23 protein-coding genes are annotated in these 21,229 nt (G+C 51.7%); 6 read left to right on the forward strand and 17 right to left on the reverse strand.

Going from position 1 to position 21,229, the window contains the following annotated elements; genetic code table 11:
- Positions 1-179 precede the first annotated feature (179 nt).
- Together rfbA and FRY98_RS06195 are read right to left on the reverse strand one after the other, a co-directional pair.
- Positions 180-992, reverse strand: a complete 813-nt coding sequence (gene rfbA, locus FRY98_RS06190; protein ID WP_148450818.1) for a glucose-1-phosphate thymidylyltransferase RfbA — start codon at positions 990-992, stop codon at positions 180-182.
- A 2-nt stretch (positions 993-994) separates the two neighbouring features.
- Complete coding sequence (locus FRY98_RS06195) at positions 995-2,461, reverse strand: MDR family MFS transporter (protein WP_148450819.1); 1,467 nt, start codon at positions 2,459-2,461, stop codon at positions 995-997.
- Between the two features lie 191 nt (positions 2,462-2,652).
- On the opposite strand from FRY98_RS06195, the gene FRY98_RS06200 reads away from it, so the two are divergent.
- The 3 genes from FRY98_RS06200 to FRY98_RS06210 all read left to right on the forward strand — a co-directional run bounded on the left by FRY98_RS06200 (position 2,653) and on the right by FRY98_RS06210 (position 4,702).
- Positions 2,653-3,135: a MarR family winged helix-turn-helix transcriptional regulator gene (locus FRY98_RS06200; RefSeq protein ID WP_170287034.1), complete on the forward strand. Its 483-nt coding sequence runs from the start codon at positions 2,653-2,655 to the stop codon at positions 3,133-3,135.
- 120 nt (positions 3,136-3,255) lie between these two features.
- Positions 3,256-3,876: a DUF4352 domain-containing protein gene (locus tag FRY98_RS06205; protein ID WP_148450821.1), complete on the forward strand. Its 621-nt coding sequence runs from the start codon at positions 3,256-3,258 to the stop codon at positions 3,874-3,876.
- A gap of 109 nt (positions 3,877-3,985) precedes the next feature.
- Positions 3,986-4,702, forward strand: a complete 717-nt coding sequence (locus tag FRY98_RS06210) for a hypothetical protein (RefSeq protein WP_148450822.1) — start codon at positions 3,986-3,988, stop codon at positions 4,700-4,702.
- An 855-nt stretch (positions 4,703-5,557) separates the two neighbouring features.
- Here FRY98_RS06210 and groL read toward each other — a convergent pair.
- From groL to FRY98_RS06245, 7 genes are all read right to left on the reverse strand, one after another.
- Positions 5,558-7,177, reverse strand: a complete 1,620-nt coding sequence (gene groL / locus FRY98_RS06215) for a chaperonin GroEL (RefSeq protein WP_148450823.1) — start codon at positions 7,175-7,177, stop codon at positions 5,558-5,560.
- A 67-nt stretch (positions 7,178-7,244) separates the two neighbouring features.
- Positions 7,245-7,526, reverse strand: coding sequence for a co-chaperone GroES (groES, locus tag FRY98_RS06220; protein WP_148450824.1), 282 nt, complete (start codon positions 7,524-7,526; stop codon positions 7,245-7,247).
- Positions 7,527-7,820: 294 nt separating this feature from the next.
- A complete protein-coding gene (gene tatC / locus FRY98_RS06225) occupies positions 7,821-8,579 on the reverse strand; it encodes a twin-arginine translocase subunit TatC (RefSeq protein ID WP_148450825.1) in 759 nt (252 codons plus the stop codon).
- Positions 8,580-8,672: 93 nt separating this feature from the next.
- Complete coding sequence (tatA, locus tag FRY98_RS06230; RefSeq protein WP_148450826.1) at positions 8,673-8,894, reverse strand: twin-arginine translocase TatA/TatE family subunit; 222 nt, start codon at positions 8,892-8,894, stop codon at positions 8,673-8,675.
- Between the two features lie 109 nt (positions 8,895-9,003).
- The gene (locus FRY98_RS06235; protein ID WP_148450827.1) at positions 9,004-9,489 is read right to left on the reverse strand and encodes a MogA/MoaB family molybdenum cofactor biosynthesis protein; all 486 of its coding nucleotides are present in this window, start codon (positions 9,487-9,489) and stop codon (positions 9,004-9,006) included.
- An 81-nt stretch (positions 9,490-9,570) separates the two neighbouring features.
- Positions 9,571-10,065, reverse strand: a complete 495-nt coding sequence (gene moaC / locus FRY98_RS06240) for a cyclic pyranopterin monophosphate synthase MoaC (protein ID WP_148451211.1) — start codon at positions 10,063-10,065, stop codon at positions 9,571-9,573.
- An 11-nt stretch (positions 10,066-10,076) separates the two neighbouring features.
- The gene (locus FRY98_RS06245; RefSeq protein WP_148450828.1) at positions 10,077-10,718 is read right to left on the reverse strand and encodes a 5-formyltetrahydrofolate cyclo-ligase; all 642 of its coding nucleotides are present in this window, start codon (positions 10,716-10,718) and stop codon (positions 10,077-10,079) included.
- A gap of 186 nt (positions 10,719-10,904) precedes the next feature.
- Between FRY98_RS06245 and FRY98_RS06250 the strand changes: the two genes are divergently transcribed.
- Entirely contained in the window at positions 10,905-12,854 is a 1,950-nt protein-coding gene (locus FRY98_RS06250) for an ABC-F family ATP-binding cassette domain-containing protein (RefSeq protein ID WP_148450829.1), read from the forward strand.
- 295 nt (positions 12,855-13,149) lie between these two features.
- Here FRY98_RS06250 and FRY98_RS06255 read toward each other — a convergent pair whose 3' ends face one another.
- Complete coding sequence (locus tag FRY98_RS06255) at positions 13,150-13,467, reverse strand: YciI family protein (protein WP_148450830.1); 318 nt, start codon at positions 13,465-13,467, stop codon at positions 13,150-13,152.
- A 175-nt stretch (positions 13,468-13,642) separates the two neighbouring features.
- Here FRY98_RS06255 and FRY98_RS06260 point away from each other — a divergent pair, with 175 nt between their 5' ends.
- Complete coding sequence (locus FRY98_RS06260) at positions 13,643-14,518, forward strand: hypothetical protein (protein ID WP_148450831.1); 876 nt, start codon at positions 13,643-13,645, stop codon at positions 14,516-14,518.
- 7 nt (positions 14,519-14,525) lie between these two features.
- Here the strand turns inward: FRY98_RS06260 and FRY98_RS06265 are convergent, their stop codons facing one another.
- Positions 14,526-14,990 carry a hypothetical protein gene (locus FRY98_RS06265; RefSeq protein ID WP_148450832.1) on the reverse strand — a complete coding sequence of 155 codons (465 nt, stop codon included), beginning with the start codon at positions 14,988-14,990 and terminating at the stop codon, positions 14,526-14,528.
- 236 nt (positions 14,991-15,226) lie between these two features.
- Between FRY98_RS06265 and cysK the strand changes: the two genes are divergently transcribed.
- Positions 15,227-16,150: a cysteine synthase A gene (gene cysK / locus FRY98_RS06270; protein ID WP_148450833.1), complete on the forward strand. Its 924-nt coding sequence runs from the start codon at positions 15,227-15,229 to the stop codon at positions 16,148-16,150.
- 430 nt (positions 16,151-16,580) lie between these two features.
- On the opposite strand, the gene FRY98_RS06275 is transcribed toward cysK, so the two are convergent.
- The 6 genes from FRY98_RS06275 to tsaE form a co-directional block, all read right to left on the reverse strand.
- Positions 16,581-17,384 (reverse strand): AAC(3) family N-acetyltransferase, encoded by an 804-nt coding sequence (locus tag FRY98_RS06275; RefSeq protein ID WP_148450834.1) that lies wholly within the window; start codon positions 17,382-17,384, stop codon positions 16,581-16,583.
- A 51-nt stretch (positions 17,385-17,435) separates the two neighbouring features.
- On the reverse strand, positions 17,436-17,855 hold the full coding sequence (locus FRY98_RS06280; protein ID WP_148450835.1) for a DUF6157 family protein: 420 nt from the start codon (positions 17,853-17,855) through the stop codon (positions 17,436-17,438).
- A 140-nt stretch (positions 17,856-17,995) separates the two neighbouring features.
- Entirely contained in the window at positions 17,996-19,024 is a 1,029-nt protein-coding gene (gene tsaD, locus FRY98_RS06285) for a tRNA (adenosine(37)-N6)-threonylcarbamoyltransferase complex transferase subunit TsaD (RefSeq protein WP_420819692.1), read from the reverse strand.
- 2 nt (positions 19,025-19,026) lie between these two features.
- The gene (rimI, locus tag FRY98_RS06290) at positions 19,027-19,539 is read right to left on the reverse strand and encodes a ribosomal protein S18-alanine N-acetyltransferase (RefSeq protein WP_225040378.1); all 513 of its coding nucleotides are present in this window, start codon (positions 19,537-19,539) and stop codon (positions 19,027-19,029) included.
- 15 nt (positions 19,540-19,554) lie between these two features.
- Positions 19,555-20,397, reverse strand: a complete 843-nt coding sequence (gene tsaB, locus FRY98_RS06295; protein WP_148450836.1) for a tRNA (adenosine(37)-N6)-threonylcarbamoyltransferase complex dimerization subunit type 1 TsaB — start codon at positions 20,395-20,397, stop codon at positions 19,555-19,557.
- A complete protein-coding gene (gene tsaE, locus FRY98_RS06300) occupies positions 20,381-20,896 on the reverse strand; it encodes a tRNA (adenosine(37)-N6)-threonylcarbamoyltransferase complex ATPase subunit type 1 TsaE (RefSeq protein WP_225040382.1) in 516 nt (171 codons plus the stop codon). The genes tsaB and tsaE overlap by 17 nt, the downstream gene beginning before the upstream one ends.
- Between the last annotated feature and the right edge of the window lie 333 nt (positions 20,897-21,229).

The raw sequence follows: 21,229 nt of genomic DNA on the forward strand, positions 1-21,229 counted from the left end.
GGAGAAAAAATGCGGGCCTACCCGGTTTCAAGTTCGGTCGGAAACGTAAGGAACAATTCGCCAGAACTGTTTAAGGAGGTTAAATCATAGAGAGTAAAAGAGGGTCGTCCCTCCGTCATCTAGGATGACTTGGGACACCCTCTTTTACTTTTGATTCTAATTGGCGCCCTTCCGCAAGGTCATTCCGCAATCTGAAGCAGATATTTGCCGTAGTCGATTTTGGTCAGAGGGCCAGCCATTTCCACCAATTGTTCTTTGGAGATATACCCGTTGCGGAAGGCAATCTCTTCAATACAGGCTACGTACAATCCCTGCCTTTTTTGAATGGCTTCAATAAAATTGCCGGCTTCTCTTAATGATTCGATCGTCCCCGTATCCAGCCAGGCCATCCCTCTGCCAAGCAGTTCGACCTTCAGTTTTCCGCTCTTCATATATTCCTCGTTGACCGCGGTAATTTCAATTTCCCCTCTGGCGGAAGGCTTTAGCTTTTTCGCAATTTCGACGACATTATGATCATAAAAATACAATCCCGGTACCGCGTAATTCGATTTCGGTATCTTGGGCTTCTCTTCAATGGAAACGGCATTGCCTTCGCGGTCGAATTCAACCACTCCATAGGCCCTCGGGTCTTTTGTATAATAACCGAAAATCGTGGCCCCTTCCTGTCTTTGAACAACCTTTTTAAGGGTGGCGCCAAAACTCTGTCCAAAGAAAATGTTGTCTCCCAGAATCAAACCAACTGAATCGCGTCCTATAAACGCTTCGCCGACAATAAAGGCATCCGCAAGCCCGCGCGGCTGTGCTTGAACCGCATATTGCAGAGAAAGACCGAGTTTAGAACCATCTCCCAGAAGGTCTTGGAACAGACGGGTATCCCTTGGCGTGGAAATGATTAATATCTCCCTGATTCCCGCCATCATCTCGCTTACTAACCCTAATGAAGGATTAACATGTCCATGTGACGGAATACTTAAAAAAAGTACATTTGCCATAATTACACTTCCTTACTTTTAAAATGATTGGTTGTTGAATATTTTTCCGATTTCCGTAAAAACAGGCTCAGGATCACACCGCAAACAGCTAATATCATGGAAATCAGGAAGGTGTCGCAAAATCCTGCCGTCATTGCCCCTGCTTGTGATCCCGGTAAACCCGCCGTGACACTAGCCAAGTGACTTTTAATATTCGAGGTTAGAAAACCGGACATGAGCGCAACGGCAAACGACCCGAAAACTTGCTGGGCGGATGCAGTTAATGGAGTAACCCGACTTATGAGGTGTTCTGGGGCGGATTTCAAAACATAAGTGCTGAGCGGCATCGTCGCTAATCCTTGCCCCAAGCCCATAAAGGCGATAAAGCCGATCAATAGTTCCAATCTGCGGGTTTCCCGAATTCCCGATAATCCCCCCAAAGCACTTGCCAGAAAGACAAGTCCTACAAACACCACGGGCCGTGCACCGTATTTATCAAACAGCCTGCCGCCAAGCTGCATCCCGATAAAAGACATGATCGCTTGCGGGATGACAAGCAAGCCCGACTCAAAGGATGAAAAACCTCTTACCTGCTGCAAAAATAAAGGTATTAATAAAGCCGACCCTGCTAATGCGGTCCAATTCAGACAGGTAAGTATCATACCTTTGCTGAACTCCTTAGAAAGAAAGGAACGTAGTTCAAGCAGCGGTTCTTTCTTTCGAATTTCTACCAAAATAAAGGTGGTCAGAAGAATTACTCCTATGGTGATGGACATCATCGTGGTAATATCTGCCCATCCCTCGCTGCTGCCGCTATGCACACCATAAACCAATGCGGAGAAGGATACGGGAGCTAAAATGGCCCCCCAAATATCCAACTTCACGTCTTTTCCCAAATTGGATTCTGGAAGATGTTTAATCCCCCATATAAAGGAGAACAGACCGATAGGGATATTGATGAGAAAAATCCACCGCCAATGCATATAGTCCAGTAACCAGCCTGACAATACGGGTCCCGCAATGGGAGCAATCAACATGGGTAAACCTAAAATCCCCATCACTGAGCCCCGTTTGTCCGGGGGAGCCAGCTTGAAAGAAAGCGCCATGCTAATCGGGGCAATCATTCCCCCTCCGAGACCCTGCAAAATGCGGAATATAATTAACTGAGCTGGCGTTGTGGCAATAGTGCATAATGCGGAACAGCCTGTAAATAAGAAGACGGAGGTTAAAATCACTTTTTTCGAGGTGAAGCGGTCCGAAAACCAGCCTGCCAAAGGGATTACTGCAGATAGAGCAAGGGTATATCCGGTAATCGCCCACTGGATCGTTTTTAGATCCGTATGAAAGTTTTTTTCAAGTTGTGGAATCGCTACATTCATGACCGTACTATCCAGCATGACTAGGAGCATTCCGGTTAAAACAGGTAATAGTGCGGGTAATATTCTACGAAGCGAAAACGGTTCAGAGCTTGCGATGGATGGGTTTGTCATGATCGACCAAGATCCTCCTTGTGTTAATGAATAAGCTTAAAGTCGCTGCAGGATATATCACCTCCCTGTACATAAACCGCGGAATGAAGTAAAATGATAAATAGAGAGTAAACATATAATGAGTATACTCACCATTTACTTGACAAAGGGAGTATACTCACTAATTTTTGGGATGTCAAGGAGGATTTATGATGAGTTCAGATTCATCTTCCGGCTACGGAGAGCTGTCGGCCCAAGATTTATTGCATCTGTTGTTTAAAATCAATCATCTTCTGCAACGGCAATTTGAAATGGGATTAATATCTTACGGTTTGCCGGAACAATTAACGGGGCCAAGATTACGCGTTCTATTGGAGATTTCCGCAGCCGGTCAAATCAGAATGAATGAGCTGGCGAAAAATTTGGGCATTAAAGCCCGTACGGTCACCCAGTTCGTCGACGCGCTTCAGAAGGATCAATTTATCGTCCGTACCCCCGATACATCCGATCGGCGCGCCACCATCCTGCAGCTTACGGACAGTGCGAAATCCTTAATGGAAAGAGCGGAAGAAGTGATGGGGGAAATATCGAATAAATTGCTTGAGCGTTTAACTTTAGAGCAGCGGAGCCAATTGGTTGAAATTTTATGGCAGCTTGATTCGAATCGAACTGAATTTAGTACAAAAGATGGATAAGTCCACATTCGCTTATTGTGTCGATAGACCTGGTAGAGTTTTATTTTTTTATTCTCATCCCTCCAAATGATGGTAATATTGAATTAGTTCTATTTAACTACATTTAGGGGGATTTTTATTTTGGAAAAGGCTAAAAAGAAATGGTATCAAAAATGGTGGGTGTGGGTTTTAATCATTCTGACCATCGGCATCATTGGTTCTAACATGAATTCTACGGATACGACCAAAACCGCGAATACCGCGGAACCGGCAAAAGCAGGCGAGGATAAGGCAGCGACAACCGAGCCAAAACAAGAACCATCAAAGGAACCGGAGAAAAAAGAAGAAACCGCCATTACCGCTGTTGGCGAGGGAATTCAAACCAAGAACTTCAAGGTTAGCGTGGAAAGTTTGACCAAACCAAAGAGCGATAATCAATTTATAGCACCGGAAGAAGGCAAAGAGTTCGTTTCTGTCGGTTTGTTAATTGAAAATATTTCCGAGAAGGATTATACCGTTAGTTCTATGTTGATGTTTAATGCCTATCAGGATGGGTTTTCTATAAACGAAGACATCACCGCTCATGCCATTAAGGGCCAGGAGAAAACAATGGATGGGGCTTTAGCCGCCGGTAAAAAGATTAAGGGGAACTTGATTTATCAAGTACCTAAGGATTGGAAAGAGCTTGAAATCGATGTCGATTTAACCGTACTCAGTTTGAGCAACGACGGCGAAGTTAAGATTGTTCTGCAAAACAAATAAAGCAAGATTAGGGCCTCACAAATCGTGGGGCTTTACCTTTATGAAACGGTGATTGTCAGAATGATTAAGCAAGTACCTCAGCCGATGGGGAAATAAAGGTTGGAAGAATATGAAGAAATTATTGAGCTTATTTCTGGTTATTACTTTAGCGGTTGCCCTTAGCGCTTGTGGCGGGAACAATAAGAGCAATTCGGCGCCTAAGTCAAACGTGGATAGCGGCACAGTTAGTGAAAATCAAGAGGAAATTGAAAAATTAAAAGCCGAAGCTGAAAAGCTTAAACAGGAATTGGCTGAAAAAGAAGAAGCTGAGAAGAAGGAGCAAGAAACAATAGCAGCACAGGAGGCTGCAGCTAAAGAACAAGAAAAGGTAGCAGCAGCAGAAGTAATGAACCAGATCGCCTTATATTACTCAGGAGCTGAATTGGACGAAAAGTCATACAATTACATAGTCGATCACAGTAATTTATTTCCTGCAGGCACCGTTGAATTAAAAAAAGAAGCAGAATCACTAGTCGACTCAAATGTAACATCGCGCCACATTTTCAAAAATATATCTCCATATCTTGAAAAAATGATCAAGGTTAGTGGGGATATCGTTCAGATTGAAGAAGAAGAAACTGATTTTGGAACTGTTTCAGAAATTCATATAATAGATGATAACAATAATTCAGTGATAGGAATCTATTTAGGGTCAACAGGCGATATCCTTGATGGTGATTATGTAACCATGAGAGGTGTTCCTACTGTGGTCTATTCGTTTGATAATATTGGTGGCGGTACAACAAATGCCGTTCTATTAGCAGCTTCAACAATTCAAAAACAATAAGGAGTCCGCTTACAATTGTAGCTTCTTCCTCTCAAATTGGATATGATTTAGCAAAGTGCTTCCATTGCGAGGTGTCATAATGGAGTTTGGAAGAAGAAAATCGGAAAAAGCCGCTAACTTCATCACTTGGTTATCAGAGGCATTGTTTTATCTCCCCAGACTGATCATTAAGCTATTCACATAAAGATTTTTACCTGATCCGTATCATAACCACCCGTCAAACGGGTGGTTTGCTCTTAGGCTATAAGCCTTTATTACCGGCTCGCGTCTAAATGTGCTAGCTTTGAACTTCGTTCAAACTACTATGCCGTTGCCGCTTATGCCTACCCTGAAGGGGTGCGATTATTACTAGTGCCCCTTCAGACACCTTGATAATATAGAATTCCTGCATATGTGCATGTTTTTTTGTTGTTCGGGGCCCAAAATTTCAAAATCCCTGCAAATCTGCAGGAATTTTCGGCGAGATAGGCTCGTTTCTCTAAAATCGCTAGAAATTCCTGCAGATTTGCATCTTTTTTCGCATCCCCTCGAGGATCGGCCTAAAATACCTGCAGATTTGCATCTTTTTGGAGTTGGAAGCTTGGAAGCACTCTAGGCGCCTCTTTGTAGGTGACATTTCACTTCGATTAGCCATTAAGCCACCTTTTCCTTTCGCTATACATAGCAGCTTGAACACCTCTATGATAACGAACCCATCAGGTTGTTTTTGCTATAAGCAGCACTACACCACCCGCATAGCAGGTGGTTTTTGTTTCGCACGCTTCGCGTGCTCAACTGGCTAAAGCCACTAAGTAAAAAAGGCTCCCTCTCGGGAGCCTTTTCGTTATGCTTATTACAGGGTTTTCGTACCCTTTATTACATCATTCCACCCATGCCGCCCATGTCAGGCATAGCCGGTTTTTCCGGTTCCGGTTTGTCGGCGATGACAGCTTCGGTAGTCAGGAACAGACCTGCAACGGAAGCGGCATGCTGCAATGCGGAACGGGTAACTTTGGCCGGATCGACGATACCAGCGTCAAACATGTTGACCCATTCGCCGGTAGCCGCGTTGTAGCCGATACCCACTTGTTCTTTCTTCAGGCGGTCAACGATAACCGAACCTTCTTCGCCGGCGTTGGCAGCAATCGTACGAACCGGCTCTTCCAGAGCGCGCAGTACGATTTCCGCACCGGTTTTTTCGTCGCCGACCAGGCTGAGGTTGGCTACCGCGTTGTATACGTTCACGAGCGCTACGCCACCGCCAGATACGATCCCTTCTTCAACCGCAGCGCGAGTTGCGTTCAGGGCGTCTTCGATGCGCAGTTTGCGCTCTTTCAGCTCGGTTTCCGTAGCCGCGCCGACTTTGATAACCGCTACACCGCCGGCCAGTTTAGCCAGACGCTCTTGCAGTTTTTCTTTGTCGAACTCGGAAGTGGTTTCTTCCAGTTGCGCACGGATTTGGTTAACGCGAGCGGTGATGTCGTTCTTATCGCCGCTGCCGTCAACGATGGTCGTGTTTTCTTTAGTAACGATAACTTGACGAGCGTTACCGAGTTGATCCACGGTCGTGCTCTTCAGATCCAAGCCGAGTTTCTCGGTAATCACTTGACCGCCCGTCAGTGCGGCGATATCTTGCAGCATCGCTTCGCGACGATCGCCGAAGCCAGGAGCCTTAACGGCCACAGCGCTGAATGTACCGCGCAGTTTGTTCACGATCAGCATCGCTTGAGCTTCGCCTTCAATATCTTCGGCGATGATCAGAAGCGGTCTGGATTGTTGTACGATTTTTTCAAGGATCGGCAAAATTTCTTGCGTGCTGCTGATCTTCTTGTCGGTGATCAGGATATACGGGTTGTCAAGCACGGCTTCCATTTTGTCCGTATCCGTAATCATGTACGGGGAGACGTAGCCGCGGTCGAATTGCATACCTTCTACGACTTCCAGTTCGGTTGCGAAGCCGCGGGATTCTTCTACAGTGATAACGCCGTCTTTGCCTACCTTTTCCATAGCTTCGGCAATCAGTTGGCCCACTTCTTCGTCCGCAGCGGAAATCGCCGCAACTTGAGCGATGGACTGCTTGCCTTCGATCGTTTTGGAAATCTTCTTCAGTTCTTCAACCGCTGTGCGAACGGCTTTGTCGATCCCTTTACGCAGTCCGATTGGGCTGGCACCTGCCGTAACATTCTTCAAGCCTTCGCGGATCAGCGCTTGAGCCAATACCGTAGCTGTTGTCGTACCGTCACCGGCCACGTCGTTTGTTTTAGTCGCTACTTCTTTAACGAGCTGAGCGCCCATGTTTTCAAAAGCGTCTTCCAGCTCGATTTCTTTCGCGATCGTCACACCGTCGTTTGTGATCAACGGGCTGCCGAATTTTTTCTCCAGAACGACGTTCCGTCCTTTAGGTCCAAGCGTAACTTTTACTGCGTTAGCCAAAGTGTCAACACCGCGGAGCATTGCACGGCGGGCGTCTTCACTGAATTTGATTTCTTTTGCCATTAGTAAATTACCTCCCTGGTTAATTATAAATGGTTACTGCTGTAATACGGATGTATAACGCACCGTCTTAGCCGACGATGGCGTGAATGTCGCTCTCTTTCATAATCAAATACTCTTTACCTTCGTACTTCACTTCTGTTCCGGCATACTTGGAGAACAAGACGCGATCGCCTTCCTTCACTTCCAGAGGCACACGAACGCCGTCTTTCAGCGCGCCGCTGCCTACAGCGACTACCCGGCCTTCCTGCGGTTTTTCCTTCGCCGTGTCCGGAAGAACGATTCCGAAAGCGGTTGTCTCTTCTTGTTCGATCGGTTCTACCAATACGCGTTCACCTAAAGGTTTGATCATGAAAAAATAGCCTCCTTTAAATATGTTGTGTTGATGGATAGATGTAAACTATGCATTAGCACTCGACATACCCAAGTGCTAATAACCACTTTTATGATACTCAACTTGTTTGCAGATTTCAAGTCCCTGATACAATTTTTGTCTTTAATTTATGAAAATCTTGGACAGCCTCGCCTCACCATTCTATCCTCCGGCGAATAAATATATTCCCCTGCACAGCGTGTGATGATATGTACGCAAAAAGCCCGGCACGGGCATATCTGCCCCGGAGCCGGGTTGCTTTTAACTCTAAAACTATTTATATTTCCGTTCCCGCTCCGCATCCGTCGCGAGCTGTTTCTGATGTACCCGCTTGGACAACACGACGCTCAGTTCGTAGAGAAGAATGAGCGGTACAAGCACCAGAAACGCCGAGAAGAAGTCGGCCGGGGTAATCATGACCGAAATGACCACCAGTATGAAATAGGCCACACGGCGCATTTTTTTCAATCGCACGGGATTGAGCAGCCGCAATTGGGTCAGAAACAGGATCACCAACGGCAGTTCGAACAACAGGGAAATCGGCAGGACGATATTCATCAAAAATTTGAAATAATCCGCCATGCCGTAGGTTTCGATCAGCCCAAGCTGCTTGTTCAGCGAGCCCGTAAACGACATCGCCAGCGGAAAGACGACATAATATCCGAAAGCCACACCCGCCAGAAAACAGACGAACACGTACGGGATGTATTTTAAGGTAGCTTTACGTTCCGCCGGTTTTAACCCCGGGCTGACGAACGCCCAGAGCTGATACAGCGTAAAAGGCAGGGTAACGCCCAGCGCCACCACCATGGCGATTTTCATGTAGACGCCGACACCGTCCCAAAACGAAAAGGCGTTCAGTTCGATCCGGACGCCGGATAACGCATTGATCGTTATATAATGATAGATCGGGTCCACGACGAAAAAGGCGGCCACGAGAACCAGCACAAATACCGATAAGACATAAAACAACCGCCGACGCAGTTCCGCCAAATGAGCGACAATACTTTGCTTATCCTGCTCTTCAGCCAAAATTTTGCCTCCTTACTATCACATGCGACATGAGCAAACAAAATCCCTCCCGTTCAGGGAAGGATTGCTGGAAGCTGTTCTCTCAAGTTAGGCTCACTCCGGCAGGCGACGAGGGTCGCCCTTCTCGGGCTGAACCGCCGCAGCGGCCACCGGTGCCTCGGCTTTCTTCGCCTCGGGCTCGTCCTCGACGATATCCCGGGTCGCCTCCTTGAATTCACGGAATGTCCGTCCAACGGCGCGTCCGAGCTCCGGCAATTTGTTGGGTCCAAACAGCAGCAAAGCCGCAATAATGATTAACAAAATCCCGCCTGTCATCCTGACTCTCCTTCCGCAAACCCTTTCATTATAGATATACCATAACTTATATCACAAAATTAGTCCATATTTTCGACGGATTTCCCCCATGCCCCTTGGGGTTCATCGCTTACAGCCGAAATTGACCGGTAACCATCAGCAGCGCTTCCGGAAGCTGATCCATAATAGCCGCGAGGTTTTCGTGTACCCCTTTCGGCGTGCCGGGCAAATTTACAATCAAGGTGCGGCCGCGAATGCCGACAATTCCCCGGAACAGCATGGCTCCCCGGTTTTTTTTCATCGCCGCATAGCGCATCGCTTCCGCCATACCCGGAACCTCCCGCTCGATGACTCTCCGCGTCGCTTCCGGAGTTACATCCCGAATCGCAAGTTCCGTTCCGCCCGTCGTCAGCACCAAATCCGCGTGAAAATAATCGGTCATTTCGATCAAGGCCGCGATAATTTCGTCCGGTTCATCGGGTACGATCCGATACTCCACAATCTCTCCGCCAAGCTCTTCCTCCACCAGCTCGCGAATTACCTGGGCGCTCGTGTCTTCACGTTCGCCTCTGGCTCCTTTGTCGCTTGCCGTAAGGATCGCTGTTTTCCAAACCATGAGTCACCCTCCTCATCCATCTCGGAACGTCAAATGATATAAGCTTTATATTTCATGCTCCTAACCAGAGCTTAGCTTCGTTTAGTTCTCTCGCACGTAGTCTCCGCTTTTTCCGCCGCTCTTCGAGCGCAACTGCGTCGGGCCGATCACGATATCCTTCTGCAGTGCTTTGCACATGTCGTAAACGGTAAGCGCCGCGGCGGAAACGGCCGTGAGAGCCTCCATTTCCACACCGGTTTTTCCCTCGGTCTTCACCGTGGCTTCCACATAAAGTTCGTCTTTGCCATTATCGGTAAAAACGAGGTTCACCCCGGTCAATGGCAACGGGTGGCACATCGGAATCCAATCGGACGTACGCTTCGCTCCCTGAATTCCGGCGATTTGCGCTACGGCAAGGACGTCTCCCTTTCCGACCCGGCCTTCCTTGATCGCTTGCAGCGTGGACGGATGCATGGTGACCGTCGTTTCCGCAACCGCTATGCGGACCGTAGCTTCCTTACCGGAGACATCCACCATACGTGCCCTGCCCTGCTCGTTAAAATGCGTCAATTTCCCCTGGTCATCTGCCGAAACCATTCTTTTCCTCACTACTTTCCTTCTATATATATTATACCGGACGCCGTAAACAGCATGTCCAGCCTGAAATCATGTTCCTCCATCGGAAGCGGCTCTTCTACGATAAGCTCCCGGTATGTAAGGGCCGCCTTCACAACCCGTGGGCTTTCACCCGGGACCGCACGGTGCGCCCCTTCCAAAACGCTCATGAAACGGTCATAATATCCGCCGCCATAGCCGATGCGGCCGCCGAAACCGTCAAAAGCGAGGCCGGGTACAAGAACGAGATCCAACTCTCCGTAACGGCTGACAGGCCATACGGGCACCCGTTCACTCGGTTCGGGAATGCCCCATGTTCCTTCGGTCAGGTCCTGTGTCCCGTTCACCAGATGCAGCGTCATCCGTCCATCACGCGCTACACGGGGAACAACGATCCGGTCTCCCCGATCCCTGCAGCTCCGCAAAAGAGGGGTTGTGTCCGGTTCATCGCGAAACGACAAATAACTAAAAACCGTAAGAGGAGCGCCCTTTCGGGCCCGCAGCGGACCGAGCACTTCCCGTTCCGCACGCAGGCAGGCAGCCAACGCCTCGGCCTGGCGCACAGCCTCCGGAATACTCGACCGCACCCCGGCCATGTGAGCTCTAAGTTTTTTTTTGCGTTCCTTGATGTCCATTCGTAAACTCCCTCCCGTGAAAATACGGGAACTGCCATCTCCTCCCTTAGTGTATCATTGTTAACGAAAAATGAAAACTGAACCGGCAGGTTTCATCCCTGTTCCGCCGGGAATGAGCGGTGCATTTGCCCCGTATTTCATGTACACTGAATACAGATAGGTGCGATATAGGAGGATCAATACGATATGCTGCTTCAAGCTACGGACATTAAGAAATTGTACGGAGTAACCACCATTCTCGGCGGGATCAACCTCCAGGTTCTGGAACGGGACCGAATCGGTCTCGTCGGTGTAAACGGCGCCGGGAAGTCCACCCTGCTGCAAATTTTAGCGGGTGAATTGACTCCGGACGGCGGACAAATTTTCAAAGCGAAGGAAACGCGGGTCGGATACCTCGCCCAAAATAGCGGTTTGCAATCGGACCGCACCATCTGGGAGGAAATGCTCGCCGTTTTTTCCGATTTGACGGAAACCGAGCGGGAACTCCGGCAGATGGAAATCCAGATCGCCGATCCCGCCGCGGACCATGAGGATAAAGCCTATAAAGAACTGCTTAGCCGATACGCCGCCAAGTCCGATTGGTTTAAGGACCATGGCGGTTATGAAATCGAAACCCGCATCCGCAGCGTGCTGCACGGGATGGGATTCGGCGATTTTTCACCCGACACGGTGATCTCCACGCTAAGCGGAGGGCAAAAAACCAGGCTGGCGCTCGCCCGGATTCTGCTCCAAGCCCCGGATCTGCTGATGCTGGACGAACCTACCAACCATTTGGATATCCAGACACTGACATGGCTGGAGGACTATTTGAGGAACTATTCGGGCGCCTTGCTCGTCGTTTCCCATGACCGTTATTTTCTGGACCGGCTCGCCAATGTGATCGTCGAGATCGAACGGCACCAGTCGCGCAGGTATACCGGGAATTACAGCCGTTATATCGAATTGAAGGCGGCGGAATACGAAAGCCAAATGAAGCTCTATGAGAAGCAGCAGGATGAAATCGCCCGGATGGAGGCTTTTATCCAGCGTAACATCGTGCGGGCTTCAACGACCAAACGGGCGCAGAGCCGGCGCAAGGCGCTCGAAAAAATGGAGGTCATGGATCGGCCGCTCGGCGATTTGAAGAAAGCGCATTTCTCCTTTGAAGCGGAAATCATGAGCGGCAAGGATGTGCTGCAGGTTGACGGCCTGTCCTATGCCTTCGAGCCCGGCGCCGAACCCTTATTCCACAACGTTTCCTTCAGTTTAAAACGCGGCGAGACCGTAGCTTTGATCGGGCCCAACGGTATCGGTAAGTCGACCCTGTTAAAAATACTCACCGGAGACCTTTCCCCCGCAAAGGGTACGATTACCTGGGGAACGAAGGTGAAGATCGGTTATTATGACCAGGAACAGAGTCATTTAAACCCGGACAATACCGTGCTGGAGGAAGTTTGGAGCGCGTTCCCCCATTTGGAGGAAGTTCGAATCCGCAGCGTGCTCGGCAATTTCTTGTTCAGCGGCGAGGATGTGCTTAAGAAAATCGCGGCATTAAGCGGCGGGGAAAAAGCGCGGGTCTCTCTGGCCAAGCTGATGCTGCAAAAAGCCAATGTGCTGATTCTCGACGAACCGACCAACCACTTGGATTTGTTCAGCAAAGAGGTACTGGAGTCGGCGCTCCTGGATTATGACGGAACATTGCTGTTCATCTCGCATGACCGTTACTTTTTGAATAAGATGGCCGAGCGGATCGAGGAGCTGAATCCCGAAGGAATAGAACATTTCCTGGGTAATTATGACGATTATTTGGAGAAAAAACAGGAACTGCGTGAGATGGTTGCCGAGCAGAACATGATCCTTTCCGGGAAAGAGAACCGCAATGCAAACAGTTCTGCCGGGGAGAAAGCCGGCGCGACTTCGTACGAGGCGGAAAAGCAGGCGAAACGGCAGGAAAGAGCCCGCGCCCGCAGGTTGGAACAGCTGGAAGAAAGCATCGCCAAATTCGAATCGGACATCGCCGATTTGGAAGCCGAGCTGATGCTGCCCGAAGTCTATCAGGACTATGCTGTGCTGCAGGAGCGGCAGGCCGCGATTGATAAGCTCAAGTCGGAACTGGGGGCCGCTTATGAAGAATGGGAGAAACTGGCGGCCGAATAGTTTGCAAAATAGTCAAAATAGCCCGGATTCCTTTATTCACAACTTTATCCACAAAATTAACAAGGATACCCACAAGAAAAAGCGGCCATCATGGTCGTTTTTTCTTGGATTTTAGGCTGCGACAGGCGAATTCCCTATATTATCCACGGAGTTATACCCATTATCCACAGTTTTTTGAAAGTGAATATGGTCTTTTCACAAATAAGCCGGGACCTTTGGCAGGCAAGCTTTCAACGAATTTTCATAATGCAAGCAGGCAAACTGTGGATAATATTGTCCACAGCTTGACTTTTTATCAACCCATTCCCAAATGATTGTTCTCCTCGCAAGATATTTCCCAGGTCCGGATTTCATAGTTCTCCGCTCCCGATTTCACAAACGGGTCCTGTTCGGCCCATTGCATCGCTTCTTCCATGCCTTCCGCCTCAATAATCACCATCCCGCCTTTGTAATTCCCGAAAGGCCCGCACATGACCAATTTCCCCAAACGGTCCAATTTCCGCAAATGACGCACATGCTCCCGGATTAGGGGCTCGTCCAACGTTTTCCCGGGATTTAAAGTAAGTAAAATAACGTACCTCGTATAGTTCTTGTCTATCAAATCATTTCCCATTTTCGTTCCCTTCCTTTCTCTATTTATGAGACGAATCTCCCATTTCCTGATATTCCGAATTACGCCTGGAACTCGATCCCAAGTAAACCAAACGAAATACCTATTGCCATTTACATGAAAAAATACAATCATTTTATATATAATTATTACAAAATTGTCATAAAGGAGTTTGATGATGAAGTTAGTTAAAGTCGTCTCTATTGCCGCCTTGGGGGCAAGCCTGATGATAGTCGGCGGTTGCCAATGGTCCGGTGCGTCCGGAAGCTCATCTTCTTCCCTATCCGTCAAGGAGTCTTCTTTGCCCGGCGGCGGTGTCGCTTTTCCCGAAAACGAGCGCATCCATCTGTCGACCAATCAAAAATGGGTCGCCGACGAAGGTCATTTGTCCGACTTGATCCGGCTGCAGTGGACCGCCGATCGAGCAAAACCGGCCATATCTTGGGCCGACCAAAACGGGGATGACAAAACAGCCATCGTGTCCCACGATAAAGCCAACAATCCGGAACAGCACGACCATAAACATCTGTCCATCGAAACGACCATGTCACCCACGGGCCAAAACAAAGGCGAGTTATTTACCCGGTTCGAAATTCCATACGATACCGACGTAGCCGAGATTCGCACGCATTCCTCGAATTTCAACGTGATGGACGGTATTTTGAGAGTGGCCGGAGAAGGCGCCCGGGACGTGCAATTTGCCAAAACCGGCAAAGACAACGCGACCACACCGCTATGGGCGCTGCGGACGAACAGCGGTGAAACCGCGGGGAATAAAGGCGCCGATTTTAACCTGATCCGGTATGACGACCAAGGCCAGCCTATCGACAGCGCCATCGCTGCCAGCCGGGAGAAGGGAAACGTCGGGATTGGGACGTCCTCCCCGGAGAGCAAGCTCGATGTCAACGGAGATGCGATTCGGATCCGTGAATCACGCACGCCCGTTTCGGTGAACTCCCCCGGAAACCAGGGAGATATCACCTGGGATGAAAATTACATTTACGTCTGCGTAGCCAAGGATACCTGGAAAAGAACGAAACTTGAGTCGTGGTAAGCTGTGTTCACGTCTTCCGGCAGTAATCCTGCGTGCCGGGGAGCAGGGTTACCGTCTGAATGAGCAGGCCCAAAAATAGGTAACCGGCATGGACAACGGATGCTGCTTGAAGCACATACATCTGTACGGTAATCCAAATGATTAAGGCAAAACCGATATACAGCGAGAACGTCCACGACCAGTGAAGCGTTTTGAACACATTTAACGCTTCTCCGAGTTTCCAGCTTTTTTGGCCTGCCAAAGAAAACAGCACTCCCAGCGGGCCGACACCGAGTACAAAAAAGAGAATCAAGCCCGGAATCAGGAAATTCGGAAAAACAGGGGCCCGCATTAGATCCGGAGGCATCCCCAGCAACCGCCCGCTGGGATCCAGCACTAATGTCCCTCCGCCAAAAAGGGCCCCGGCACCCAGCACAAAATGAAGGCTCATTAATAACTTTACGCTGGTTGGCATACTAGCCATTCTATTCATGATCCACCCCTTATTGTGATATAAATCACAAATATTGAATTACTCCTGCCCTCTTAACGCACGAAGACGAAACCTCCCGGCTTCGTCTTCGTTGTTAGTTAAACGATATCATACCGGCGGTTTTCGGGGAATCCCCCTTCTTAAGTTTTGCGTTGAAACCGCCACACCGTCATGAGTACAATAGACATAATCGTCATCTTTCCAATGGCGAACCGAAGATACGGAGGCGAAGGGTCATGAAACGGAGAGTAGTGGATTCTATCGTGGATCTGGTAGGCGAAACGCCCGCCGTAAAAATAAATCGTTTGACCGGGGCGCATGACGCGGAGGTTTATGTGAAGCTTGAGTTTTTCAATCCCAGCGGCAGCGTTAAAGACCGGGCCGCTTCCCATATGATCGCGGAGGCGGAAAAGGCCGGACACCTCCGGCCGGGCGGTACGATCATCGAACCGACCAGCGGAAACACCGGCATCGGGCTGGCCATGAATGCGGCCGCCAAGGGATATAAGGCCATTCTCGTTATGCCGGACAATATGACCTCCGAACGAATTAATCTGTTGAAAGCGTACGGAGCCGACGTCGTGCTCACCCCCGCATCGCGGCGGATGCCGGGCGCTATCGAGAAAGCTTTGGAACTGCAGGCAAGCATACCGGGTAGTTTTATTCCCGGGCAGTTTCAGAATCCGGCTAATCCTTCAATCCACCGCTTGACGACAGGTCCGGAAATTCTGGCTCAAATGGAAGGGCGGCTCGACGCTTTTGTCGCCACCTCGGGTACGGGAGGAACGATTACCGGGACAGGAGAATATTTGCGCGAGCATTTGCCGGAGCTTCACATTGCGGTCGTGGAACCCAAAGGCTCCCCCGTTCTATCGGGCGGCGAACCCGGTCCGCATAAACTGGTGGGCACGAGCCCTGGCTTCGTCCCGGCTATCCTCAATACCCAAGTTTATGACGAGATCGTTCAGGTCGAGGATGACGACGCGCTGGATACGGTACGGCGGCTTGCCGCCGAGGAAGGCATCCTGGTCGGTCCCTCGTCCGGCGCATCGGTATGGACCGCTCTCCGCCTGGCCCGAATGCTCGGAAAAGGCAAGCGGGTACTCTGCATTGCCCCGGATACCGGAGAACGGTATATGAGCATGGGGATTTTTCAGTAAATTATAACCACCCGTCAAACTACCTTTATTACCGGCTCGCGTCTAAAGGCGCTAGCTTTCACTTCGTTCAAGCCTCTATGCCGTTGCCGCTTTTGCCTCCCCCTGAAGGGGGGGCGATTATTACTAGTCCCCCTTCAGACCACCTTGATAATATAGAATTCCTGCAAATGTGCATCTTTTTTTCTTGTTTGGGGCCCAAAATTTCAAAATTCCTGCAAATCTGCAGGAATTTTTGACGAAACCGGCTCGTTTCTCTAAAATCGCTAGAAATTCCTGCAGATTTGCATCTTTTTTCGCATCCCCTCGGGGATCGGCCTAAAATACCTGCAGGATTTGCATCTTTTTGGAGTTGGACGTTTTTTGTTTCGCACGCTTCGCGAGCTCAACTGGCTAAAGCCACTAACAAACCGACCCGCTTGGGCTGGGCCGGTTACTTCCGGTTGCGGGTCATCCAATCTACGGCATAGTCCACCAGCGGCTTTTGCGGCATAAGCAGGCAAGCCGCTCCCGCCAAATTCCCGCGCCGGACCAACCCCGTGTCCCGTTCGAAATCGGCCCCGATCCGGTCGAAGTCTTCGGCATCGATTTCGACCTCCCGATAGGCTACCCACTTCTTCTGACCGTCGACCATCATGGGCGCTTTTTGAACGGTCTCCTTCTTGCCGGGGTAATCCGCCCGATATTCCGCCAAATGGATGGAAGTATTGTTGCCGTGCCCGACACCCAGCAGCAGAACCCAGCCCTCCGCCTCGTAAATCCTCGCCAGTGGCGAGGTTTCGCCCAACCCGTATTCAAGGCCGTGGCCGCCGGTGATTTCCCTGGCTTTCGCCCCCCTGGCGGCAAAGGAAACATTCGGATGTGCGCTCCGAATCGTCCCACCTTGTTTCCGGAACAACTCGGGGATAACTCCCATGTACCAAAGCGGAGTTAAATCGGGGTCGTAAGCCGGCATTTGTTCCCTGATCGTTTCCCACCAAGCTTCGGGAACCGGGGGATTCTGCCAGCCGGACGGATCGCTAAGATCCCCGGAATGCGTCGGAACAACCAGCGTTCCCGTCTCGCCCAAGGCTTCTTCCAGGGCCAGAATGACCGCAACCGGTCCGCCGGCAACAAAGCCGCCCAGGGACTTATAAGAGGAATGCACGAGCAGCGTCATTCCCTCTTCAACGCCGAGCGCCCGCAAATCGGCGCATAGCGAATCTTTTGTGATCAGGGGTCCTTGAATCTTGTTCATCTTTGTATCCTTCTCTCCATTAAAATGAATGGCCTCGCCGCATGGAGCGCTCTAAGCTTTCCGGCTGCGCATGGCGTACAGAAGCTGAATGTCCTTGCCCCCGCTTTCCGCAAACGAGCGATATTGCGGCGTGTCCGCCCCGTAAATCGCCATCTTCCCCGCCGCATCATAATGCACGCCCCAGCCGTATCTTTTGGGGAGGGCCGAGGCCCGCATACAGGCATGCTTCTTGGCAAACAAGCTGTCCCAAATTTCTTGCCTGCTGTCCTGCAGCATGGACTCGGAAATGCCTTTATGCCGGATATGCGTTTCAAAAAGCAGTTCATCGTAAACATATTTATACGGATGCGCCGTAAGCAGCTCGTACTGAATGACATGTACGGGCTTGCTCTCCTTCCGGCTTGTCGGTTCAATCCCTTCCCTAACCGGGCAATCGGGTGAGATCAGGATAAATGTGTTTTTGTAGCTCATCGCGAGGATCCTCCTTTCAAAACGACTCTCTTTCTCCCAGTATACTAAGTAAACCGCCCTTTTCGGAAGTAAAAAGAGTCCTCTATCCGCGGACTGATCGGTCGGAATGAGGACTCCTTCGATTGTTTGTTTGCTTGGGTTCAGCGTGCCGACCAGGCTTCCAAGGACAAGGAGGGTTCGGGCTTCAACTCCATCTCCGAAAACTCCCCGCGCTGCCATTTCAGGTAGGCGGCGGCACCGATCATGGCCGCGTTGTCGGTGCAGTATTTCATCGGCGGGATCGACAGCGGGATCCCTTCCCGTTCGCAGCGCGCGTCCAAAGCCTGTCGGAGCCCGCGATTCGCGGCCACCCCGCCGCAAAGCAGCAGCTGCACGGCGCCGGTCGATTTGACGGCGCGAATCGCTTTCTCCACCACGACCTCGATCACCGATTCCTGGAAGCCGCGGGCGATCGCGTCCTGATAGCCGTCCTCCCCGCGCATGCGATGCTGATTGACCGCGTTCAGGACGGCCGACTTCAGACCGCTGAAGCTGAAATCATAAGAATCGGGCTCCAGCCAGGCACGGGGAAGTTCTTCCGCCACCGCCGACTCCACCGCCAGCTTGTCGACATGCGGGCCGCCCGGATACGGAAAGCCCAGCGCGCGGGCCACCTTGTCATAGGCTTCGCCGACCGCATCGTCCCTCGTCCGTCCGATTAGCTCAAAATGGCCTTCTTGCCTCATGAACACGAGCTCCGTATGCCCGCCGGATACGACCAAGGCCAGGCACGGGTAGCGGATCTCTCCGATTAGCCGATTGGCATAAATATGGCCCGCAATGTGATGGGTGCCGATCAAAGGCTTGTCCAGCGCGAAAGCGAGGCTCTTCGCCGCCATAATGCCAACCAGCAGGGCCCCGACCAACCCCGGCCCCTCGGTCACCGCTACGGCGGACAGATCTTCCGGAGCGATTCCTGCCTGGTCGATCGCTTTCTCCAGCATGAGCGTAATGCTCTCCACATGCTTACGGGAAGCGACTTCGGGAACAACGCCTCCGAACGCTTTATGCGTCTCGATTTGGCTGGCGATCAAGTTCGACAGAACCTCGGTCCCGTTCTTGACGACCGCCGCCGACGTTTCGTCGCAGCTCGTCTCCACCGCAAGTATATAACAATCCTGATTCCGCAAGTTTATTCGCTTCCTTCCTTCTCGCCGCTTCCGCGCAGCTCCTCGGGCAGCTCGCACCACATGATCACGGCGTCCTCCTGATTATCCGAATAATATCCCTTCCGCACCCCCGCCGGAACAAAGCCGAATTTGGTGTAGAGCGATTGGGCGACCCGGTTGGTGGCCCGCACCTCTAGGGTCATCCGTTCCATGCCGAGCTCCCCGGCCCACTCCATCAAGCGGCGCAGCAGCCGCTCGCCCAAATGCCGTCCGCGAAAAGCGGTCCGGACGGCGATATTCGTAATATGCGCCTCATCGACGATCGTCCACATCCCGGCATACCCTACCGGTTGCCCGTCCATCTCCATAATCAGGTAACGGGCGAAATGGTTCAACGTCAACTCGTTGCGAAAAGCCTCTTCGCTCCAAGGCAGCGAAAAGGACTCATGCTCGATGACCATCACATCGGGGATGTCCCCCAGCTCCATCGTGCGGAACCGGACATGCCCGCCGGTCTCCTCCTGTAATTGTCCCATGTTCGCGCCGGCCCCCTAACGCCGTTCCCGCAGCCGTTTGGCTTCGGCTTCGGCCAGTTGGGTGTAGTTCGGCTCCAGGGCGTGCACCTCGTCGCCGCCGGCCGTCCGCGCCCGGCGGACGGCGGCCAAGCCGACGGTGATTCCCTCCAGTTCGTAGGGAATCACGTGCAGCGCTTCGCCCAGTAAGGGACGAAGCGACTCAGCCACGGGCGCATGCTGCCCCGTTTCGCCCACGAACCATACGCCGGCCGGGCGTTCCGCCGGCGTCAGTTCCCGCAGCCGGGCGCCCAGCTGCTCCGTCCAGTCGGCCATGAGCCGGACGGCGTCCGGCTCCATGCGCTCCGGCGACGGCCGGCCGGCTCCGGCGGCAAACAGCGCGGTATAGGCTTGACCGCGCCGTGCGTCCACCAGCGGGATGACCCAGTGGTCCCCGCTGGTTCCGGCTGCCCCGGCGGACGCTGCCGCCGGGGAGGTTGGGACGCCGAGGTTCGCGGCGTCCAGGCCCGCGCCCTGCGCGAACCCGCCCCAGGCGAGCGCCTCCAGGCTCGATAGGCCGTACACCGGCAGGTGCAGGGCCCACGCCAGCGTCTTCGCCGTCGTTACGGCGATCCGGGCTCCCGTATAAGAGCCCGGGCCCACGCCGACGGCGACCCCGTCCAGCGCCGCCTTGGCGATGCCGGCGGCCGCCAGCGCGTCGCCGATGGCGCCGACCAGATACGCCGAATGGTTGCGTTCGGCGCGGATATTCCGCTCCGCCAGCAGTTTGCCGTCTTCCATCACGGCCACCGCCAGGGAGGATGTCGATGTATCGAAAGCCAATAACCGCCGGATTGGCCGTACTTCATGCTCGTTGCTCATTATTCCCGACTCCATTCTCCCGCAAGTGATCGATCCAAGCTTCATAAGGCTGCCCGCAGCCTTTCAAGTAAAATGTCCGCTCTCCGCCCATTCCCGTTTCGATATATATGTACAAAGCCTCCGGCGGCAGGAGTTCTTGGATCAGGCTCGCCCATTCCACCAAAGTTACCCCGGTGCCGAAAAAATACTCATCCAGCCCCAGCTCCTCCGCCTCTTCCAGCGACAACCGGTACACATCCATATGGTAAAAGGGCAATCTGCCCGCATATTCCTTGATCAAAGTAAACGTCGGACTGTTTACAGTGTCCGTGACCTGCAAATGCTTGGCGAACCGCTGGGAGAAGGCGGTCTTTCCCGCCCCCAGGTCCCCGTCCAGCGCGATGACGGTCCCGGGCACGGCCAAATTGGCCAGCCGGCCGGCGAGGCTGTCCGTCCCCTCCAGATTCTCCGCCCGAAACACGAGTCCCGCGGCGGCTTTATCAAACATCCATTCATCCATTCTCCGGTACCTTCTTTCTGTCAGAACCTCCGGCTTGGCCGGTGGCTTCCATCAGCTCTATAAGCATGCTGCGAGCAAGCGCCGCGCTCGCAAACTTATCGTATGTCCTTGGTGAACTCGCCGTGGATAGGGGCCTTTTGCGCCGCTATTTTGTCGAAATCGTCCCTTTGGTGAGAAATAGAGGTCTTTTGAGGCCTTATTTTGGTGAAAAGCAGGTAAAATCCTGATTTTAGGACCCCCACCAGAGTAATAAGGCCTTTTTTGACCGCTATTTTTCCCGCAAATGCGAATCGGGCCGAAATAACGGCCCAAAACGCCGCTAATGCGACGGAC

The organism is Paenibacillus faecis (genome assembly GCF_008084145.1).
GTDB lineage: Bacteria > Bacillota > Bacilli > Paenibacillales > Paenibacillaceae > Fontibacillus > Fontibacillus faecis.

Excerpts from the sequence above, each read along its gene's own strand:
- rfbA (WP_148450818.1), bottom strand. The coding sequence starts at position 992 with ATGGCAAATGTACTTTTTTTAAGTATTCCGTCACATGGACATGTTAAT.
- FRY98_RS06195 (WP_148450819.1), bottom strand. The coding sequence starts at position 2,461 with ATGACAAACCCATCCATCGCAAGCTCTGAACCGTTTTCGCTTCGTAGA.
- FRY98_RS06200 (WP_170287034.1), top strand. The coding sequence starts at position 2,653 with ATGAGTTCAGATTCATCTTCCGGCTACGGAGAGCTGTCGGCCCAAGAT.
- FRY98_RS06210 (WP_148450822.1), top strand. The coding sequence starts at position 3,986 with ATGAAGAAATTATTGAGCTTATTTCTGGTTATTACTTTAGCGGTTGCC.
- groL (WP_148450823.1), bottom strand. The coding sequence starts at position 7,177 with ATGGCAAAAGAAATCAAATTCAGTGAAGACGCCCGCCGTGCAATGCTC.
- groES (WP_148450824.1), bottom strand. The coding sequence starts at position 7,526 with ATGATCAAACCTTTAGGTGAACGCGTATTGGTAGAACCGATCGAACAA.
- tatA (WP_148450826.1), bottom strand. The coding sequence starts at position 8,894 with ATGACAGGCGGGATTTTGTTAATCATTATTGCGGCTTTGCTGCTGTTT.
- FRY98_RS06235 (WP_148450827.1), bottom strand. The coding sequence starts at position 9,489 with ATGGTTTGGAAAACAGCGATCCTTACGGCAAGCGACAAAGGAGCCAGA.
- moaC (WP_148451211.1), bottom strand. The coding sequence starts at position 10,065 with ATGGTTTCGGCAGATGACCAGGGGAAATTGACGCATTTTAACGAGCAG.
- FRY98_RS06245 (WP_148450828.1), bottom strand. The coding sequence starts at position 10,718 with ATGGACATCAAGGAACGCAAAAAAAAACTTAGAGCTCACATGGCCGGG.
- FRY98_RS06250 (WP_148450829.1), top strand. The coding sequence starts at position 10,905 with ATGCTGCTTCAAGCTACGGACATTAAGAAATTGTACGGAGTAACCACC.
- FRY98_RS06255 (WP_148450830.1), bottom strand. The coding sequence starts at position 13,467 with ATGGGAAATGATTTGATAGACAAGAACTATACGAGGTACGTTATTTTA.
- FRY98_RS06260 (WP_148450831.1), top strand. The coding sequence starts at position 13,643 with ATGAAGTTAGTTAAAGTCGTCTCTATTGCCGCCTTGGGGGCAAGCCTG.
- FRY98_RS06265 (WP_148450832.1), bottom strand. The coding sequence starts at position 14,990 with ATGAATAGAATGGCTAGTATGCCAACCAGCGTAAAGTTATTAATGAGC.
- cysK (WP_148450833.1), top strand. The coding sequence starts at position 15,227 with ATGAAACGGAGAGTAGTGGATTCTATCGTGGATCTGGTAGGCGAAACG.
- FRY98_RS06275 (WP_148450834.1), bottom strand. The coding sequence starts at position 17,384 with ATGAACAAGATTCAAGGACCCCTGATCACAAAAGATTCGCTATGCGCC.
- FRY98_RS06280 (WP_148450835.1), bottom strand. The coding sequence starts at position 17,855 with ATGAGCTACAAAAACACATTTATCCTGATCTCACCCGATTGCCCGGTT.
- rimI (WP_225040378.1), bottom strand. The coding sequence starts at position 19,539 with ATGGGACAATTACAGGAGGAGACCGGCGGGCATGTCCGGTTCCGCACG.
- tsaB (WP_148450836.1), bottom strand. The coding sequence starts at position 20,397 with ATGAGCAACGAGCATGAAGTACGGCCAATCCGGCGGTTATTGGCTTTC.
- tsaE (WP_225040382.1), bottom strand. The coding sequence starts at position 20,896 with ATGGATGAATGGATGTTTGATAAAGCCGCCGCGGGACTCGTGTTTCGG.